This window comes from Burkholderia lata, from assembly GCF_902499335.1.
In the GTDB taxonomy this organism is placed as follows: Bacteria; Pseudomonadota; Gammaproteobacteria; order Burkholderiales; family Burkholderiaceae; genus Burkholderia; species Burkholderia lata_B.
The window spans coordinates 215,405-234,763 of record NZ_CABVQK010000012.1; the positions used below are offsets into that span (position 1 = coordinate 215,405).

16 protein-coding genes and 1 riboswitch are annotated in these 19,359 nt (G+C 67.3%); of the genes, 13 read left to right on the forward strand and 3 right to left on the reverse strand.

Annotation, left to right across the window (positions count from 1 at the left end; translation table 11 throughout):
- Positions 1-191 precede the first annotated feature (191 nt).
- The 8 genes from flhB to metF all read left to right on the forward strand — a co-directional run bounded on the left by flhB (position 192) and on the right by metF (position 9,841).
- Positions 192-1,388: a flagellar biosynthesis protein FlhB gene (gene flhB / locus BCO18175_RS28180; RefSeq protein ID WP_174985916.1), complete on the forward strand. Its 1,197-nt coding sequence runs from the start codon at positions 192-194 to the stop codon at positions 1,386-1,388.
- Positions 1,385-3,484, forward strand: coding sequence for a flagellar biosynthesis protein FlhA (gene flhA, locus BCO18175_RS28185; protein ID WP_174985918.1), 2,100 nt, complete (start codon positions 1,385-1,387; stop codon positions 3,482-3,484). The genes flhB and flhA overlap by 4 nt, the downstream gene beginning before the upstream one ends.
- Positions 3,481-5,238: a flagellar biosynthesis protein FlhF gene (flhF, locus tag BCO18175_RS28190; RefSeq protein WP_174985920.1), complete on the forward strand. Its 1,758-nt coding sequence runs from the start codon at positions 3,481-3,483 to the stop codon at positions 5,236-5,238. The genes flhA and flhF overlap by 4 nt, the downstream gene beginning before the upstream one ends.
- The gene (locus BCO18175_RS28195) at positions 5,231-6,049 is read left to right on the forward strand and encodes a MinD/ParA family protein (RefSeq protein WP_174918394.1); all 819 of its coding nucleotides are present in this window, start codon (positions 5,231-5,233) and stop codon (positions 6,047-6,049) included. Before flhF ends, BCO18175_RS28195 begins: the two co-directional genes overlap by 8 nt.
- Before the next feature lie 22 nt (positions 6,050-6,071).
- Positions 6,072-6,806, forward strand: a complete 735-nt coding sequence (locus BCO18175_RS28200) for an RNA polymerase sigma factor FliA (protein ID WP_034183990.1) — start codon at positions 6,072-6,074, stop codon at positions 6,804-6,806.
- A gap of 109 nt (positions 6,807-6,915) precedes the next feature.
- Positions 6,916-7,031, forward strand: a riboswitch (S-adenosyl-L-homocysteine riboswitch).
- A 32-nt stretch (positions 7,032-7,063) separates the two neighbouring features.
- Positions 7,064-8,482 carry an adenosylhomocysteinase gene (gene ahcY / locus BCO18175_RS28205; protein ID WP_174918396.1) on the forward strand — a complete coding sequence of 473 codons (1,419 nt, stop codon included), beginning with the start codon at positions 7,064-7,066 and terminating at the stop codon, positions 8,480-8,482.
- Positions 8,483-8,644: 162 nt separating this feature from the next.
- Positions 8,645-8,998: a phage holin family protein gene (locus BCO18175_RS28210; protein ID WP_006477367.1), complete on the forward strand. Its 354-nt coding sequence runs from the start codon at positions 8,645-8,647 to the stop codon at positions 8,996-8,998.
- Between the two features lie 12 nt (positions 8,999-9,010).
- On the forward strand, positions 9,011-9,841 hold the full coding sequence (gene metF, locus BCO18175_RS28215; RefSeq protein ID WP_174918397.1) for a methylenetetrahydrofolate reductase [NAD(P)H]: 831 nt from the start codon (positions 9,011-9,013) through the stop codon (positions 9,839-9,841).
- 93 nt (positions 9,842-9,934) lie between these two features.
- Here the strand turns inward: metF and BCO18175_RS28220 are convergent, their stop codons facing one another.
- On the reverse strand, positions 9,935-11,413 hold the full coding sequence (locus BCO18175_RS28220; protein WP_174986000.1) for an amidase: 1,479 nt from the start codon (positions 11,411-11,413) through the stop codon (positions 9,935-9,937).
- An 81-nt stretch (positions 11,414-11,494) separates the two neighbouring features.
- Positions 11,495-12,187, reverse strand: a complete 693-nt coding sequence (locus tag BCO18175_RS28225; protein ID WP_174985922.1) for a dienelactone hydrolase family protein — start codon at positions 12,185-12,187, stop codon at positions 11,495-11,497.
- Positions 12,188-12,409: 222 nt separating this feature from the next.
- Here BCO18175_RS28225 and BCO18175_RS28230 point away from each other — a divergent pair, with 222 nt between their 5' ends.
- Together BCO18175_RS28230 and BCO18175_RS28235 are read left to right on the forward strand one after the other, a co-directional pair.
- Positions 12,410-13,489 carry an NAD(P)H-dependent flavin oxidoreductase gene (locus BCO18175_RS28230; RefSeq protein ID WP_174985924.1) on the forward strand — a complete coding sequence of 360 codons (1,080 nt, stop codon included), beginning with the start codon at positions 12,410-12,412 and terminating at the stop codon, positions 13,487-13,489.
- A gap of 416 nt (positions 13,490-13,905) precedes the next feature.
- Positions 13,906-15,048, forward strand: a complete 1,143-nt coding sequence (locus BCO18175_RS28235; RefSeq protein WP_174918400.1) for a branched-chain amino acid ABC transporter substrate-binding protein — start codon at positions 13,906-13,908, stop codon at positions 15,046-15,048.
- Positions 15,049-15,137: 89 nt separating this feature from the next.
- On the opposite strand, the gene BCO18175_RS28240 is transcribed toward BCO18175_RS28235, so the two are convergent.
- Entirely contained in the window at positions 15,138-16,355 is a 1,218-nt protein-coding gene (locus BCO18175_RS28240; RefSeq protein ID WP_174985926.1) for an MFS transporter, read from the reverse strand.
- Positions 16,356-16,604: 249 nt separating this feature from the next.
- Between BCO18175_RS28240 and BCO18175_RS28245 the strand changes: the two genes are divergently transcribed.
- The 3 genes from BCO18175_RS28245 (at position 16,605) to BCO18175_RS28255 (ending at position 19,323) form a co-directional block, all read left to right on the forward strand.
- A complete protein-coding gene (locus BCO18175_RS28245) occupies positions 16,605-17,264 on the forward strand; it encodes a HugZ family protein (protein ID WP_174985928.1) in 660 nt (219 codons plus the stop codon).
- Between the two features lie 366 nt (positions 17,265-17,630).
- Complete coding sequence (locus BCO18175_RS28250) at positions 17,631-17,924, forward strand: H-NS histone family protein (protein WP_006491875.1); 294 nt, start codon at positions 17,631-17,633, stop codon at positions 17,922-17,924.
- Between the two features lie 241 nt (positions 17,925-18,165).
- On the forward strand, positions 18,166-19,323 hold the full coding sequence (locus BCO18175_RS28255) for a cation diffusion facilitator family transporter (RefSeq protein WP_174985930.1): 1,158 nt from the start codon (positions 18,166-18,168) through the stop codon (positions 19,321-19,323).
- The last annotated feature ends 36 nt before the right edge of the window (positions 19,324-19,359 follow it).

Here is a 19,359-nt window from a genome sequence, read left to right on the forward strand (position 1 = left end):
ATCCGCCGGCCCGTTTTTTCGCCGCGCCGCAGGGCGTTCCGTCCCCCGTCCGGCCCCGTTTGCGCCGGCTCGCCCGATTCCCCGAAATACCCCCCTTTCCCGGCTTTGCTCGACCGATCGGTGTTTGACGCCTCCATGAATAATCGGTGTCACTGGAAAGCGGCATTCCGCCGTACCCGACTGGAGGCCCCGTGGCAGACGAGAGCGATCTCGACAAGACCGAAGCCGCCACTCCCAGGCGCCGCGAGAAGGCGCGCGAGGAGGGGCAGGTCGCGCGTTCGCGCGAACTGGCTTCGTTCGCGCTGCTCGCGGCCGGGTTCTACGGCGCCTGGCTGCTCGCGGGCCCGTCGGGCGGGCATCTGCAGGCGATGCTGCGCGGCGCGTTCACGTTCGATCGCGCGACCGCGTTCGACACGAACCGGATGCTGTCGGCGGCCGGCAGCGCGAGCCTCGAAGGCTTCGCCGCGCTGCTGCCGCTCCTCGCACTCACCGGCGTCGCCGCGTTGCTCGCGCCGATGGCACTCGGCGGCTGGCTGATCTCGCAGAAGACGTTCGAGCTGAAGTTCGACCGCCTGAATCCGATCTCGGGCCTCGGCCGGATCTTCTCGATCCAGGGGCCGATCCAGCTCGGGATGTCGGTCGCGAAGACGCTGGTCGTCGGCGGGGTCGGCGGCATCGCGATCTGGCGCGCCAAGGACGAACTGCTCGGCCTCGCGACGCAGCCGCTCGGCGTGGCGCTGCCCGATGCGCTGCATCTGGTCGCCGTGTGCTGCGGCACGACGGTCGCCGGGATGCTGGTGGTCGCCGCGCTCGATGTGCCTTACCAAATCTGGCAGTACAACAAGAAGTTGCGCATGACGAAGGAAGAAGTGAAGCGCGAGCATCGCGAGAACGAAGGCGATCCGCACGTGAAGGGCCGGATCCGCCAGCAGCAGCGTGCGATCGCGCGCCGCCGGATGATGGCGGCCGTGCCGAAGGCCGACGTGGTCGTCACGAACCCGACGCACTTCGCCGTCGCACTGCAGTACACGGACGGCGAGATGCGCGCGCCGAAGGTCGTCGCGAAGGGCGTGAACCTCGTCGCCGCGCGCATCCGCGAACTCGCGGCCGAACACAACGTGCCGCTGCTCGAAGCGCCGCCGCTCGCGCGTGCGCTGTATCACAACGTCGAACTCGAACGCGAGATTCCCGGCTCGCTGTACTCGGCCGTCGCCGAAGTGCTCGCGTGGGTCTACCAGCTCAAGCGCTTCCGCTCGGAAGGCGGTGCGTTCCCGGCGGTGCCGGTCGACCTGGAGGTGCCGGCCGACCTCGACAAGGGCGCGTCGGTCTCCGCCGACGACGAACGCGAGGAGCAGGAAGACACGCTCGGTAAGGGAGGCGTGGCATGAGCACCCCGACCGGCCTGTTCGCGAAGCGCCCGAACATGCTCGCGGGTACCAACCTGCGCGCGCTCGCGGGCCCGATCCTCATCTGCATGATTTTGGGGATGATGATCCTGCCGCTGCCGCCGATGCTGCTGGATCTGCTGTTCACGTTCAACATCGCGCTGTCGGTGATGGTGCTGCTCGTCAGCATGTACACGATGAAGCCGCTCGACTTCGCGGCGTTCCCGAGCGTGCTGCTGTTCTCGACGCTGTTGCGCCTGTCGCTGAACGTCGCGTCGACGCGCGTCGTGCTGCTCGAAGGCCACACGGGCCCCGATGCGGCCGGCCAGGTGATCGAGGCGTTCGGCCACTTCCTCGTCGGCGGCAACTTCGCGGTCGGTATCGTCGTGTTCGTGATCCTGATGATCATCAACTTCATGGTGATCACGAAGGGCGCGGGGCGGATCGCCGAAGTGTCCGCGCGCTTCACGCTCGACGCGATGCCCGGCAAGCAGATGGCGATCGACGCCGACCTGAACGCGGGCCTCATCAACGAGGAACAGGCACGCAAGCGCCGCCTCGCCGTGTCGCAGGAAGCCGAGTTCTACGGGTCGATGGACGGCGCGTCGAAGTTCGTGCGCGGCGACGCGATCGCCGGCCTGATCATCATGGCGATCAACGTGATCGGCGGGCTGATCGTCGGGATGGTTCAGCACGACATGACGTTCGCCGCGGCCGGCACGAACTACACGCTGCTGACGATCGGCGACGGCCTCGTCGCGCAGATCCCGTCGCTCGTGATCTCGACCGCGGCCGGCGTGATCGTGTCGCGCGTCGCGACCGACGAGGACATCGGCACGCAGATCACCGGCCAGCTGTTCACGAACCCGCGCGTGCTGAACATCACCGGCGCGATCATCGTGCTGATGGGGCTGATCCCCGGAATGCCGCACTTCGCGTTCCTCGCACTCGGCGGCGGCGCGATCTGGCTGGCCCGCACGCAGACCAAGCGTGCGGCGGCCCGCAAGGCGGCCGGCGACCTGACCGACATCGCGCCGCCTGCCGTGCTGCCGTCGGACAGCCACGAGGCGACCTGGGACGACGTGCAGCTGATCGACCCGCTCGGGCTGGAAGTCGGCTACCGGCTGATTCCGCTCGTCGACAAGAACAGCGACGGCGAACTGCTCAAGCGCATCAAGAGCATCCGCAAGAAATTCGCGCAGGAAATCGGCTTCCTGCCGCCGGTGATCCATATCCGCGACAACCTCGAACTGCGGCCGAACGCGTACCGGATCGCGTTGAAGGGCGTCGAGATCGGCGTCGGCGAAGTGTTCCCGGGCCAGTGGCTCGCGATCAACCCCGGCCAGGTGACGGCCGCGCTGCCGGGCGCCGTCACGCAGGATCCCGCGTTCGGGCTGCCGGCCGTGTGGATCGACGTCGCGATGCGCGAACAGGCGCAGGTGTACGGCTACACGGTGGTCGACGCGAGCACGGTCGTCGCGACGCACCTGAACCATCTGGTCGTCCAGCACGCGGCCGAGCTGCTCGGCCGCCAGGAAGTGCAGGCGCTCGTCGAGCGCACCGGCAAGGATGCGCCGTCGCTCGTCGAGGACCTCGTGCCGAAGACGATCTCGCTGACGACGCTGCAGAAGGTGCTGCAGAACCTGCTCGAGGAAGGCGTGCCGATCCGCGACATGCGCACGATCCTCGAGGCCGTGTCCGAACACGCGGGCCGTGGCGATGCGTTCGAGATCACGGCCGCGGTGCGGCTCTCGCTCGGCCGCGCGATCACGCAGCAGTGGTATCCGGGCGCCGGCGAAATGCAGGTGATGGGCCTCGACTCGAATCTGGAGCGCGTGCTGTCGCAGGCGCTCGCCACCGGCGCGAACCCGGGCCTCGAACCCGGCCTCGCGCACAACCTTCTGGCCGGCACGCAACAGGCGATGCTGCGTCAACAGAATCTCGGGCTGCCGCCCGTGCTGCTCGTGCAGCACGCGCTGCGCGCGATGCTCGCGCGTTTCCTGCGCCGCAGCCTGCCGCAATTGAAAGTGCTGTCGTATGCCGAAGTGCCGGACACACGCACGATCAAAGTCGTTAACGTCATCGGGGGTTCCGCTTGAACATTCGCAAATTCACCGGCGCAACGAGCCGCGACGCACTTCGTCTCGTGCGCGAGGCACTCGGCGCCGACGCGGTCGTGCTGTCGAACCGCACGCTCGATGACGGCAGCGTGGAAATCGTCGCACTCGCCGATTCGGACCTGGCCGCCGTGACGCCGCCGGCCGCGGCACGCCCGCGCATCGCCGCGCCGCGTACGCTGGAATCCGTGCCGGCTGCTGCGGTGCCGGGCATCGTGTCGCGCCCGGGCGCGGCGCTGGCCCGCCCGGCCGCCAATCCGTATGCAGCAGGCGAAGGCGGGCTGCCGGACGTGTTCTCGTCGGTGTTCGGCGCAAGCGCCGACGCGGACGCGGATGAGACGGCGGCGCAACCGTCCACGATCGATGCGGACGCGCCGGCTGCGGCAGCGCCGTCGGTCGCTGCCCCCGCAACCGCCGCGCCGGCCGCGGCCTCCGAACCCGCACCTTGGCTGGTCGAGCACGCGAAGCGCCTGACGCAGCAGCGCGATGCGCTGATGGCGCGCGCGCAGGCGCCTGCCGCGCCGCAGCCGAGCGCACCCGCGCCGCAGGCGGCAGCCGGTGCGACGCCGCCCGCCTGGGCACGCGACATCGTGCGCGACGCCGAACGCCGGATGCCGGCCGCCGCCACCCGCGCACCCGACACGAACACGAGCGCGGCGCATGCCGCGAAGGCGGCCGAGCGCACGCGTCTGTCCCCTGACGCGGCCGCCGCGGTGGCCGATGCGGTGAAGTCGCGCATCGAGCGGATCGTCAACGATACGGTGATGCAGGAGCTCGGCGAACTGCGCGGGATGATGGAAGAGCAGTTCGACAGCCTGATGTGGCATGACCGCCAGCGTCGCAGCGCCGTGCATGGCGCGCTGACGAAGCACCTGTTCGCGGCCGGTTTCTCCGCGCAGCTCGTGCGGATGCTGGTCGACAACATGCCGGCCGGCGACGGCGCGCAGACCTTCGAGCAGGCCGTCGAATGGGCGCAGTCGGTGCTCGGGTCGAACCTGCCGGTGCTGGAAAGCGAGGACGCGCTGATGGAGCGCGGCGGCGTGTTCGCGCTGATGGGGCCGACGGGCGTCGGCAAGACGACCACCACCGCGAAGCTGGCCGCGCGCTGCGTGATGCGCTTCGGCGCGAGCAAGGTCGCGCTGCTGACCACCGACAGCTACCGGATCGGCGGCCACGAGCAGCTGCGCATCTTCGGCAAGATCCTCGGCGTGCCCGTGCACGCGGTGAAGGATGCGGGCGACCTCGCGCTTGCGCTGTCCGAGCTGCGCAACAAGCACATCGTGCTGATCGACACGATCGGCATGAGCCAGCGCGACCGCGCGGTATCCGACCAGATCGCGATGCTGCACGGTGCGAACGCGCCGGTGCAGCGCCTGCTGCTGCTCAACGCGACGAGCCACGGCGACACGCTCAACGAAGTCGTGCAGGCGTACCGCAGCGCGGGCGAGCATCCGGACCTGGCCGGCTGCATCCTCACGAAGCTCGACGAGGCGACCCACCTCGGCGGCGTGCTCGACACGGTGATCCGCTACAAGCTGCCGATCCATTACGTGTCGACCGGCCAGAAGGTGCCGGAGAACCTGTACGTCGCGTCGACCAAATTCCTGCTGAAGAGCGCGTTCTGTGTACCGCGCGACGGCTCGCCCTTCGTGCCGCAAGACGAGGACATGCCGACGCTGCTCTCCGCACTGACCGCACGTTCCACCGCCGAGCTGCACGAGGTGCGATTTGGATAAACGGATCATCGATCAGGCGGAAGGGCTGCGGCGCCTGCTGGCCGGGCGCGCGTCGCGCATCGTCGCGGTGACGGGCGGGCCGGCGGGTGTCGGCTGCACGTCCACCGTCGTGAACCTGGCGGCGGCGCTCGCGTCGCTCGGCAAGGATGTGCTCGTCGTCGACGAGCGTGCCGACGTGCATTCGGCCAGCGCGACGCTGGCGGGCGCGTGGCTGCGCGATGGCGAGCGCACGCGGGTCGCGGCCGGCTTCGGCCTGTGCGCCGCCGCGCGGCTCGCGCGCACCGGCTACACCGACGCGCAACTGAGCGATTTCATCGACGGCCCCGCCGACATCGTCCTCGTCGACGCGCAGCTTGGCGCCGACGGTTCGTTCTCGGCGCTCGCACGCGAAGCGCATGACGTGCTGATCGTCACGCGGGTTGCCGCGCAGGCGATCACCGAGGCGTACGCGTGCATGAAGCGGCTGCATTTCGCGCATGCGTTCGCGCAGTTCCGCGTGTTGACCAATCACGTCGGCAGCCACGCGGACGCGAAGGTCGCGTTCGACAACCTCGCGGGCGTCGCGAGCCGCTACCTGACGGTGTCGATCGCCGATGCCGGCTGCGTGAGCGCCGATCCGCTCGTCGAGCATGCGCGCGAGCTGATGCGTGCCGTGGTCGACGCGTTCCCGTCGTCGGCCGCCGCGCGCGACTGCCGGCAGATTGCCGCGGACCTGCTGTACTGGCCGATGCGTCCGCGTTCGGGTGCGGGCCGCGCCGTGCACGCGGGCAGCAAGCCGTCGTATGAGGCGGGCGCGGCACACGCCGCGTGAGCGCTACCGGAAGGAGAGAGCCATGATGTACAACGCTCAAGGAAAGATGTCCCAGGCCGACGTGCTCGCGCAATATGCGCCGCTCGTGCGACGCCTCGGGCTGCAGCTCGTCGCGAAGATGCCGGCGAGCGTCGATCTCGACGACCTGATCCAGGCCGGCATGATCGGCCTGATGGACGCGGCCGGGCGCTACAAGGAAGACCAGGGCGCGCAGTTCGAGACCTACGCGACGCAGCGTATCCGCGGCGCGATGCTCGACGAGCTGCGCAGCAACGACTGGCTGCCGCGCAGCCTGCGCAAGACATCGCGCGAGGTCGAGCACGCAGTGCACCAGGTCGAACAGCATCTCGGCCGCTCGGCGAGCGAGACCGAGATCGCGCTGCACCTGAACATGCCGCTCGACGAATACCAGGGGATGCTGCAGGACCTGCACGGCAGCCAGCTGATCTATTACGAGGATTTCGACCGCGCGGCCGACGACGAGCCGTTCCTCGACCGCTACCGCGTCGATCACGCCGATCCGCTGTCGGCGCTGCTCGACGAGCACCTGCGCGAAGCGCTCGTCGAGGCGATCGAGCGGCTGCCGGAGCGCGAGAAGCTGCTGATGTCGCTGTACTACGAACGGGGTCTGAATCTGCGCGAGATCGGCGCGGTGCTCGAAGTGAGCGAATCGCGCGTGTGCCAGCTGCACAGCCAGGCCGTCGCACGCCTGCGCGCGCGGCTGCGCGAACAGGCGTGGGTCGGCGCGGAGTCCTGACCCTTTCTTGACGGCCGCGCGCGTCGACGCCGCGCGCTGGTGCCGTGCGTGCGCCGTATGTGCGCCGTGCCTGCGCATTCTGCGCGCCGATTTGCTACAATCCTCTCCGCTTTCCGAGGAGCGTTGCGACGGACCACCCTGCGTCCGCCAGGCTCGGAAGGCTTCACCAAGCAGCCGTGCGGCAAAACCGCGTCGGCCCCGCTTCCTGAACGGCGCTCACGTCACCAATCTAGAAACTTTTTAGAAAGGAGGGCGTGATGAACGCCATTATCGATTCCAAAGCTTCCAACGATTACGTCGTCGCCGACATGGCGCTGGCCGGCTGGGGCCGCAAGGAACTGAACATCGCCGAGACCGAAATGCCGGGCCTCGTGCAGATCCGCGACGAATACAAGGCGCAGCAGCCGCTGAAGGGTGCGCGCATTGCCGGTTCGCTGCACATGACGATCCAGACGGGCGTGCTGATCGAGACGCTGAAGGCGCTCGGCGCGGATGTCCGCTGGGCGTCGTGCAACATCTTCTCGACGCAGGATCACGCGGCTGCCGCGATCGTCGAAGCCGGCACGCCGGTGTTCGCGTTCAAGGGCGAATCGCTCGACGAATACTGGGAATTCTCGCACCGCATCTTCGAATGGCCGAACGGCGAATTCGCGAACATGATCCTGGACGACGGCGGCGACGCAACGCTGCTGCTGATCCTCGGCTCGAAGGCCGAGAAGGACCGTTCGGTGATCGCGAAGCCGACCAACGAGGAAGAAGTCGCGCTGTACAAGTCGATCGCGCAGCACCTCGACGCGGACCCGACCTGGTACTCGACGCGCCTCGCGCACATCAAGGGCGTGACCGAAGAAACCACGACCGGCGTGCACCGCCTGTACCAGATGGAAAAGGACGGCCGCCTGCCGTTCCCGGCGTTCAACGTGAACGATTCGGTCACGAAGTCGAAGTTCGACAACCTGTACGGCTGCCGTGAATCGCTGGTCGACGGTATCAAGCGCGCGACCGACGTGATGATCGCGGGCAAGGTCGCGGTCGTCGCGGGCTACGGCGACGTGGGCAAGGGCTGCGCGCAATCGCTGCGCGGCCTCGGCGCGACCGTGTGGGTCACCGAAATCGACCCGATCTGCGCGCTGCAGGCGGCGATGGAAGGCTACCGCGTCGTGACGATGGAATACGCTGCCGACAAGGCCGACATCTTCGTGACGGCCACCGGCAACTTCCACGTGATCGGGCACGATCACATGAAGGCAATGCGCCACAACGCGATCGTCTGCAACATCGGTCACTTCGACTCGGAAATCGACGTCGCGTCGACCCGCCAGTACCAGTGGGAAAACATCAAGCCGCAGGTCGACCACATCATCTTCCCGGACGGCAAGCGCGTGATCCTGCTGGCGGAAGGCCGCCTCGTGAACCTCGGCTGCGCGACCGGCCACCCGTCGTTCGTGATGTCGAACTCGTTCGCGAACCAGACGCTCGCGCAAATCGAGCTGTTCGTGCGCGGCAACGAGTACGAGAACAAGGTGTACGTGCTGCCGAAGCACCTCGATGAAAAGGTTGCGCGCCTGCACCTCGCGCGCATCGGCGCGAACCTGTCCGTGCTGTCGGACGAGCAGGCTTCGTACATCGGCGTGCAGAAGGACGGCCCGTTCAAGCCGAACCACTACCGCTACTGATCCGATGCGCCGCCGCCGCGGTGCCGTGCGCGCGTCGCCGACGCGCCCGCGGGACGGCGGCACGGCGCGGGATCGCCGGCTGCCGCGGTGCGCCTTCGGGCACCCGCGGCAGCCGGCGGCGGCCACTGATCGTACCGATCGACAACCGAACCGGAGCACTCCATGAGCGTCATCCTCACCTGGGTCATCAACGCGCTCGCGCTGCTGATCATCACGTACCTCGTGCCGTCGATCCACATCAAGAGCTTCGGCACGGCGCTGATCATCGCGGTCGTGCTCGGCCTGATCAACACGGTGATTCGCCCGGTGCTGATCCTGCTGACGCTGCCCGTCACGATCGTCACGCTCGGGGTGTTCATCCTCGTCGTGAACGCGTTGTGCTTCTGGTTCGCGTCGTCGCTGTTGAAGGGCTTCGAGGTGTCGGGCTTCTGGTCCGCGTTCTTCGGTTCGATCCTGTACAGCATCGTGTCGTGGCTGCTGTCCGCACTGATCTTCGGTCAGCGCGACATCGGCTGACCTCTTCGAATCATGAAACCGATCGAACTCTCGTTTGAATTCTTCCCGCCGAAAACGGCGGAAGGCGTCGAGAAGCTGCGCGCCACGCGTGCGCAGCTGCTGCCGCTGAAGCCGAAATTCGTTTCCTGCACGTTCGGCGCCGGCGGTTCGACGCAGCAGGGCACGCTCGATACGGTGCTCGACATGCAGAAGGACGGCCTCGAGGCCGCACCGCACCTGTCGTGCATCGGTTCGTCGCGCGACAGCCTGCGCGCGATCCTCGACCAGTACCGCTCGTACGGCATCCGCCACATCGTCGCGCTGCGTGGCGACCTGCCGTCGGGGATGGGCGAAGTCGGCGAACTGCGCTATGCGTCGGAGCTCGTCAGCTTTATCCGTGCCGAGCACGGCGACTGGTTCCACATCGAGGTTGCGGGCTATCCGGAGTACCACCCGCAAGCGCGCTCGCCGAAGGCCGATCTCGAGAACTTCGCGCGCAAGGTGAAAGCCGGCGCGAATTCCGCGATCACGCAGTACTTCTTCAACGCCGACGCGTATTTCCGCTTCGTCGACGATGCGCGCAAGCTCGGCGTGGACGTGCCGATCGTGCCGGGCATCATGCCGATCACGAACTTCTCGCAGCTGATGCGCTTCTCCGAGATGTGCGGCGCCGAAGTGCCGCGCTGGGTCGCGCGCCGGCTCGAGAGCTTCGGCGACGATCGCGAGTCGATCCGCGCGTTCGGCGCGGACGTCGTCACGGGCCTGTGCCAGCGTCTGATCGACGCGGGCGTGCCGGGTCTGCACTTCTATACGCTGAACACGGCGGCCGCGACGCGGACGATCTGCGAACGGCTCGTCATGTAAGCGCGCTCACGCGATTGCATGCGTCAAAGCCCCGTCGGCAAAACCGGCGGGGCTTTTTTTTCGATGACTGCGGAGCGGAGCGGGGCGCGAGCGTCAGCGCTGCGCGTGCATCAGCGGCGGGCGGCGGTCGAACCACGGCCGCGCCTGCTCGAGCTGCCGCGCGAGCCGGAGCAGCAGCCCGTCGTCGGTGTGGCGGGCGACGAACTGCACGCCGATCGGCAGCCCGCGCGCGTTCCAGTAGAGCGGCACCGACATCGCCGGCTGGCCGGTCAGGTTGAACAGCTCGGTGCAGCCGGCCCACGTGAACGCCTTTTCCGACGATCTCGCGAGCATTTCCTTCAGCAGCGGCTTCACCGGCAGCGCGGCGAGCACCTTCATCTGCGTCGCTTCGAACGGCGTCGGCTGCAATTCGCCGATCTTCACCGGCGGGCCCGCGAGCGACGCGCACAGGATCGCGTCGTAGCGCGACACGAGGCCGGCCACCTGCACGGTGATCTGGCGCTGCCATTCGAGCACGTCCGGCAGGCGCGTGCGTGCGAGGCGCCGGCCGACCACGGCCATCGCCCACGTCGCGGCTTCGAATTCGCCGCGCTTCGGCGTGCGGCCGGTCAGCGCGCGCGCACCGAGCACCATCTCCTCGGCGATCGTCGCCCATAGCGTGAGGAAGGTTTCGGCCGCGCGCGCGTAGTTGACGTGCAGCGTCGCCGGCTCGACATGGTGGCCGAGCGATTCGAGCAGCGCGGCCGCATCGTCGAGCGCCGCGCGCGTGTCGTCGGCGAGTGCCGGCGCGAGCATCGGGTCGAGCACGAGGCCGATCCGCAGCGGGCCGGGTGGTGTGTCGAGCTCGCCGAGGAATGTGCCGGGTGCGCCGGCCGGCAAGGTCTGGCCGGTCGTCACGTCGAGCAGCAGCGCGCTGTCGCGTACACTGCGCGTGACCGCATGCTGGACGACCAGCTCGCCGTTCGACGGCAGGTCGACGAGTACCGGGTTGCGGCTCGGCTTCAGGCCGAACAGCCCGCAGCACGACGCCGGAATGCGGATCGAGCCGCCGCCGTCGGACGCATGCGCGATCGGTACGATGCCGGCCGCGACGGCCGCCGCTGCACCGCCGCTCGAACCGCCAGGCGTGTGGTCGAGATTCCACGGGTTGCGGCACGCGCCGAACAGTTCGGGTTCCGTGTACGGCATCTGGCCGATCTCCGACGTGTTGGTCTTGCCGAACACGTTGAGACCGGCTGCGCGGCTTCGCGCGATCACCGGCGAATCGTCGGTGGGCACGAAATACCGGTAGTGCCGGCTGCCCATCGACAGCGGCAGCCCGGCGACCGCCGCGCCGAGATCCTTCACGAGATAGGGAACGCCGGCGAACGGCGCGTCGGCACCGCTGTCGGGCATGGCGGCCGCACGCTGGCGGGCGGCTTCGTAGTCCTGCAGCACGATCGCGTTGATCGCGCTGTTGACCGCTTCGGCCTGGCCGATCGCGGCGTCGAGCAGTTCGCGCGGGCTCGCCTTGCGTTCACGCACCAGTGCGGCGAGGCCGATCGCGTCGTGCGCGAGATAGTCCGAGTGCATCGCAGTCACCCCCGTTGTGACTCGTGGCGATGACAGCAGCATAACGCGGGCCCGGTGCGCGGGGCCCGCGACCGGCCGATTTTAGAGGTGCTCGGCGAGGAAGGTCAGCGTGCGGCCGTGCGCGAGCGCCGATGCGCGCTGGTTGTACGACGCGCGGTCCGTGCAGTTGAAGCCGTGCTCGGCGCCCGGATACACGTGGAACGACGCATGGCCGTGGCCGGCGAACGCGGCCTTCACCTGGTCGACGGCCGTGAGCGGGATCCCGTGGTCGTTTTCCGCGTAGTGGAACAGGATCGGCTGCGTGACCTTGCCGGCGAGGTCGAGCGCGTTCTGGATGCCGCCGCCGTAGTAGGCCACTGCCGCGTCGATCTTGCCGGTCGCGGCTGCGCGGTACGCGAGCTGGCCGCCGAAGCAGTAGCCGATCGCGGCGATCTTGCCGGCCACTTCGGGGCGCGCCCGCAGTGCATCGGCTGCCGCGCCGATGTCCGCGACCGCGAGACCCACGTCGGTCTTTTTCATCAACTCGATGCCTTTGTCGCGATCCGCGCCTTCGTAGGTCAGCTCGACGCGCGGCTGCGTGCGCCAGAACACGTCCGGCGCGAGCGCGACGAAGCCGTCGGACGCGTACTGGTCGGCGACTGCGCGGATGTGCGAGTTCACGCCGAAGATCTCCTGGATGATGATGACGGCAGGGCCTTTGCCGCGCTTGGGCAGCGCGAGATAGCCGCCGAAGCTGTCGTTACCGGCGGGGATGTCGATCCATTGGGCAGTCACGTTCTGAACTCCTGGCGAACGGGGTGCGCGATGCGCGCCCCGGGGGGAAGAGGGCGGCCTAGTGTGCCACCGATCGTGTGACGGTGCAGCGCACGCGCCTGCTTCTCGCGCAGCGATCGTTTCGATCTCGATTATTCATTTTTCGGCGCTGCGGCGCTTCGATAGAGTCGAAGTGCCCGCCTTTACAAAGCGCTTTCGCGCATCGTCATCGAAGGATTCGCCATGTCTGCCCGTCTGTTTTCCACGCCCTTTTCCGAACGCTTCGGCCTGCGCCTGCCGCTCGTGCAGGCGCCGATGGTCGGCGCGACCACGACCGCGATGGTCGCCGCCGCGTCGAATGCCGGCGCGCTCGGCAGTCTCGGCGCAGCCGCGTTCGCGCCCGAGCGCCTCGCGACCGAAGTCGAAGCCATCCGCGCGGCGACCGATCGCCCGTTCGCGATCAACCTGTTCGTGCTGCCGGACGCCGCGCCCGACGCGGCGACCGTCGCCCGCGCGCTGACCGCGATCGACCCGCTGAATGCGGCGCTCGGTTTGCCGCCGGGCACCGCGCCCGCACGCTACGCGCCCGACTTCCGCGCACAGCTCGATGCGCTGGTGGCGTTGCGCGTGCCCGTTGCGAGCTTCACGTTCGGCGTGCTCGATGCAGCCGACGTCGCGCGCCTGAAGGCCGCCGGCACCTACGTGATCGGCACGGCGACGCACGTGGCCGAGGGGCTCGCATGGCAGGCGGCCGGCGCCGACGCGCTGTCCGCGCAAGGCGCCGAGGCGGGCGGCCATCGCGGCACGTTCATCGGTTCCGCCGACGATGCGCTGATCGGCACGCTCGCGCTCGTGCCGCAGCTGGTCGACGCGACCGGCCTGCCGGTGCTTGCCGCGGGCGGCATCATGGACGGCCGCGGGATCGCGGCCGCGCTTGCGCTCGGCGCGCAAGGCGCTCAGCTCGGCACCGCGTTCCTCACCTGCACGGAAAGCGCGATCGCGGCGGACTGGAAGGCGCGCCTGCTCGCGAGCGCCGATACGTCGACGCAGGTCACGCGCGCAATCACCGGCCGCCACGCGCGCGGGTTGCGCAACACTTTGATGGCCCGGCTCGGCGAACGCGTGGCCGACACTGCGCCGTACCCGGTGCAGAACGCGCTCACGCAGCCGCTGCGCCAGGCCGCCGCGCGCGCGAACGACGGCGACTACCTGTCGCTGTGGGCCGGGCAGGGCGCGCCGCTCGCGCGGCGGCGCGGCGATACACTGACGACGTCGCAGCTCGTTGCCGCACTCGATGCCGAATGGCGTGCGATAGCTGCCTGAATCGTTCATATCGGACGACGAAACGCGCGTTGTCACGCGCGTTTCATTCAATGATCACGGGCACAAAATACCGAATCGAAATGCCCCCGGAATGTTTTAAAACGACCTTTCGGCAAGCCGCCCGGAATTAGCGGAAACCCTTATCCGGCGGGGCTCGCAGCGATATTCGAGTAGTCATTCCAAAGTGCGCATATCAGTAGTGTTACCACTACCCCAAAAAAGTCCCACAAATTAATTTGATCACCTACACTTGCGCGCAAGTACGGACGGGCGGCTGCTAAAAGCGGCGGTTTACACGTGCTTGAGGCCAAGTGCATGAACGATGCAACCGGCGAATCGTCCAGTGATTGCAAACACAGGGATGGCAGCGGGGCACCGGGCGATGGCGTTTATTGGGACCGAAACTGGAGACTTACATGAATATCAAGATGCAAAAGCTGTTGCCGATCACCGCGGCCGCGATGCTGTGCGCTGCAGCTGCGGGCAACGCAGCGGCCGATCAAGTCGTCAAGATCGGCCACGTCGCGCCCTTGACGGGCGGCATTGCACACCTGGGCAAGGACAACGAAAACGGTGCACGTCTCGCAGTCGAGGAGATCAACGCCAAGGGTCTCACGGTCGGCGGCCAGAAAATCACGCTGCAACTCGACCCGCAGGATGACGCGGCCGACCCGCGGCAGGCCACGCAGGTTGCGCAGAAGCTCGTCGACGACAAGGTCGTCGCGGTGGTCGGCCACCTGAACTCGGGCACGTCGATCCCGGCCTCGAAGATCTACAGCGATGCGGGCATCGTGCAGATCTCGCCGTCGGCGACCAACCCGGCCTACACGCAGCAGGGCTTCAAGACCACGTACCGCGTGGTGGCCACCGATGCGCAGCAGGGCCCGGCACTCGCGAACTACGCGCACTCGAAGGGCATCAAGAGCGTGGCCGTGGTCGACGATTCGACCGCCTACGGCCAGGGTCTCGCGAACGAGTTCGAGAAGAAGGCCAAGGCGCTCGGCCTGAAGGTGGTGTCGCATGACGCGACGAACGACAAGGCGGTCGACTTCCGCGCGATTCTGACCAAGATCAAGGGCGAGAATCCGGACGCGATCATGTACGGCGGCATGGACGCCACCGGCGGCCCGTTCGCGAAACAGGCGAAGCAGCTGGGCCTGCGCGCGAAGATCTTCGCGGGCGACGGCGTGTGCACGGAAAAGCTGGCCGACCTGGCCGGCGACGCGACCGACAACGTGGTGTGCTCGGAAGCCGGTGCTTCGCTCGAGAAGATGTCGGGCGGCGCGGCGTTCAAGGCGAAGTACGAGAAGCGCTTCGGCCAGCCGATCCAGATCTACGCACCGTTCACGTATGACGCCGTGTACATCATCGTCGATGCGATGAAGCGCTCGAACTCGACGGATCCGGCGAAGATCCTCGCCGCGATGCCGGCGACGAACTACTCGGGCGTGATCGGCACGACGACCTTCGACTCGAAGGGCGACCTGCAGCACGGCGTGATCTCGCTGTACAACTACAAGAACGGCAAGAAGTCGCTGCTCGACGAAGTGAAGATGTAACCAGACAAGCGGTCAACAGAAGGGGTGAAAGCGCGCATGCGGCAACGCATGCGCGCTTTCTTTTTTTGGCCGGCGCCTGCCGCGCCCCGTCAGATCTTCAGCCGCGCGAGCACCTTCGGTGCGACGGCTGCGACGAGCGCCGCGCACAGCGCGACGACGGACAGCCCGATCGTCAGGTTCGAGGCTTGCGCGACGGCGCCGATCACGACCGGACCGAACAGCATGCCGAAATACGCGAGCCCGGCCACGTGCGCGAGCCCTTCGGCCGCATGGATGCCTTTCACGCGCGCGGCGGCCGCGAACAGTACCGGCATCATGTTCGCGAGGCCGAGGCCCATCAGCGTGAAGCCGGTCAGCACCGTTGCCGAATACGGCAGCAGCAGCGCGCCGATCATCCCAGCACAGGCGAGCGACGCGCTCGCGAACACGAGCTGCGGCGCGCCGAAGCGGGCGCGCACGGCGTCGCCCGCGAAGCGCGCGATGGCCATCCCGCCCGAGAACGCCGCATAGGCGGCGCTGGCGAGCGCGGGGCTCGCCGCGACGACGTCGCGCATGTAGACCGTCGCCCAGTCGTACATTGCGCCTTCGGCGATCAGCGCGACGAGCGCGATGCCGCCGAGCATCCACAAGGCCGGCGAGCGCCAGCGGTTGCCGCCGCCGTGCGCGTGTTCGTGGTGCGGCACATGCGGCAGCACGGCCGGGCTGGCGACCACGAGCACCGTCGCGCTGGTCGCTGCCGCGAGCGCGAGATGCACGGCCGGCGCCATGCCGGCCGACAGCAGCGCGCCGCCGGCGGCCGCGCCTGCCATCCCGCCGATGCTGAACATGCCGTGCAGCGACGACATGATCGGCCTGCCGATCGCGATTTCGACCGCGCTGGCCTCGGCGTTCATCGCGACGTCGAGCGTCGCCATCGAGAAGCCGAACAGCGCGAGCACGGCGAGCAGCATCGCGTAGTCGGGCACGACGAGGATCAGCGCCGCGCAGGCCGACATCACGAGCCCGCCCGCCAGGCACGCGGTGCGCGAGCCGACGCGCGCAATCCAGCGCGCGATGGTCAGCATCGCGGCGATCGACCCGACGGCGACCGCGAACAGCGCGATCGACAGCAGCCCGGGGCTCAGCGCGAACTTGTCGCGCACGGTCGGCACGTGGACGCCCCACGACGCGAACATCATGCCGGCGACGAAGAACAGCGCCATCGACGCCACGCGCGCGCGCTGGCGGGCCGGTAGCGACAGCACGCGATGCGCGTCGGGTGGCGCGGCGAACGGGGACGACGATTCGGGGGAGGAGGATTCGGACACGATAACGCTCATCAAAAGAAATGCACGGACGCACGCGGCGCCCGTCGGATCCGTCCGATTCTATCGAACCGCTTACGATCCTGCCGGGCGATGGCCGTTCGGCCGATGATCCGGCGATTACCCGGCGACCCGCGTTCGGCCGCATCGACTGCATAGGCCGTTCGACCGATACGCGGCGCACCGCGCCCGCGGGTAACATCGAAGCGCATGGCGTGCCCGGCACGCCGCCCTTCGACCGCAGGAGTCCTCTTGAACATCGATCCCGCTCTCGCCCTGCATCTGCTGCACCGCTGCGCGCTCGGCACGCTCGCCACCCATGCGCGCGATCCGCAGGGTTTCCCGTATCCGACGGTCGTCCCGTTTGCACCCGATGCAAGCCATCGTCCCGTGATCCTCGTCAGCGGCCTCGCGGAGCACACGCGCAATCTGGCCGCCGATCCGCGCGCGGGCTTCCTCGTCGTCGACGCGCCCGGCGGCGACGTGCTGAACGCCGAGCGCGCGACGCTGCTCGGCCGGTTCGTGTCGCTCGGCAGCGATCCGCACGTCACCGCGCGCTACTGTCGGTATGAGCCGGACGCCGCGCGCTATCTCGCGCTCGGCGATTTCACGTTCTGGGCGCTCGACGTCGAGCGGCTGCGCTATATCGGCGGCTTCGGGCGCATGGGCTGGGTCGACGGCACGCATCTCGATGCGCTGCCGCCGCTCGTGTTCGACGAGGAACAGGCGTTGTGGGACGCGTACGATGCCGGCGCTGCGCGCCGCGACGGGCTCGAATTGCTCGGCGTCGATCGCCACGGCGCCGACTGGCGACATGACGGCCGCCGCGTGCGCACGCCGTTTGATACGCCATTGGCCGATGCGGGCGCATTGCGCGAGCGGCTGATTGCGTGCGCACGGGATGTGACGTGACGTCGCGGATACCGTCTTGTCCGCGCTTTGCCCGTTTAGCGAGCCGCGCCATCCGATTTTCGTAAAGCTGTCGTCCTATGAAAGCTTTGATTTTTCTGAATGCAGGGTAATTGCGTATGTTGATAGACCTAATAGCCAATGGCTAATGTCCTAATCTCTGTGTAGGAACGTAAAAATTTGAGAAAAGGCCGCGACCGGTCAAAATGACACGAGTGAATTTCAATTCATCTCGGGATTTTCATGAATCTCGCTTCTATCAAATCTTTTTTGTGCTAATCTCTGCCTTCGAAAATCCGAGGCACATATATTTCAAGAATGGTGAGCTGGCTGCAGACCGGCGCCATTGGTCAGATAGAAAGGGAAACTATGTCTTCTTACAAGGACCTGCTGGCCCAGCGGGAGAAGCTGGAGAAGCAAATCGAAGAAGCGAAGTCGCGTGAATACGCTGAAGTGCTGAATGACGTGAAGCAGAAAATTGCCGACTACGGCTTTTCGCTCGCCGAACTCGGTCTCAGCCGCGCGAAGGCAGGTAAGGTTGGCCGTCCGCGTGCAGGCGTTGCCGCGAAATACCGCGATCCGGAAACGGGCGCGACGTGGTCGGGCCGCGGCAAGCCGCCGCGCTGGATCGCCGGCAAGAACCGCGAACAGTTTGCAATTTAAGTGTTTGTTTAAGTTGCCTGCGCTTCAAAAGAGCCGCGTGTCCGTTAAGGAGCGCGGCTTTTTTGTTTTCAGCGGTCGCCATGCACATCGCGCTGTCATGAAAATGTAATAATCCGGTGTGAATGGAAATGCGACCCGTTCGCATAAGCGATTGATTTAAATAAGAAATTTGTGGGTATTGGCGGGGTTCGCGGGGCGCCCTTGATAGAATTGGGTATCGCACACCGATATCCAATATTTCATGTCCACGTTTTCCGGCGACGCGCAGAGCGCAGATAAGCACGCGGTTGCACGCAAGAGCACGTTCGTCAGTATTGTGCTGAATGTCGTGCTTGCGACATTTCAGATCGTCGTCGGCACGATTGCGCATTCGCAGGCATTGATTGCTGACGGTGTGCATTCGATTTCCGATTTGATCTCGGATTTTGTCGTGCTGGTTGCGAATCGGCATAGCGGCGCATCGCCGGATGCCGACCACAATTACGGGCACAGCCGCTACGAGACCGTCGCATCGCTGTTTCTCGGCGCTATCCTGATTGCGGTCGGCGTCGGCATGCTCTGGCGGGCCGGCGACCGTCTCGTTAATCTCGAAAACATTCCGGCGGTACATTTTTCCGCACTGATCGTCGCGCTGACGGTGCTCGTGTCGAAAGAGGCGCTATTTCGCTACATGCTGCGCGAAGCGCGGCGCGTCCGCTCGGCGATGCTCGTCGCGAACGCCTGGCATGCGCGTTCGGATGCCGCCTCGTCGCTCGTCGTCGCGATCGGCATCGTCGGCAGCCTGGCCGGCGTGAAGCTGCTCGACCCGATCGCGGCGGCGATCGTCGGCTTCATGGTCGCGCGCATGGGCTGGACGTTCGGCTATGACGCGTTGCAGGACCTTTCCGATCGCGCGCTCGATACGACCGATACGGCCGAGATCCGCGCGCTGCTCGCGGCGACGCCCGGCGTGCGCGACGTGCACGACCTGCGCACGCGCAAGATGGGCGATGCCGCGCTCGTCGACGCGCACATCCTCGTCGACCCGAAAATCTCCGTCTCCGAAGGGCACTACATCGCCGAGACCGCGCGTGCGCGCGTGCTGACCGACCCGCGCGTACTCGACGCGCTGATCCACGTCGACCCCGAGAACGACGCGGCGCGCCGTCCGGCGCTCGCGCTGCCGCCGCGCGGCGAGATCGCGGCACGGCTCGAGGCCGCGCTCGCGCAGCGCGGGCTGCGTGCGGCGGCCATCAACCTGCATTACCTGAGTACGGGGCTCGAGATCGACGTGACGCTTGCCTGCGATCCGCACGACACCGATGCGGCGCTGGCCGGCCGTCTCGACGCCGACTCACTGAAGCGCGAGTTCGGCGCGCGCCGGATCGGCTTCACGCGCACGATGCCCGGGCAGGGGTGATCCGCGCGGGCACGCGCGACGGCAGACGGCCGGCGC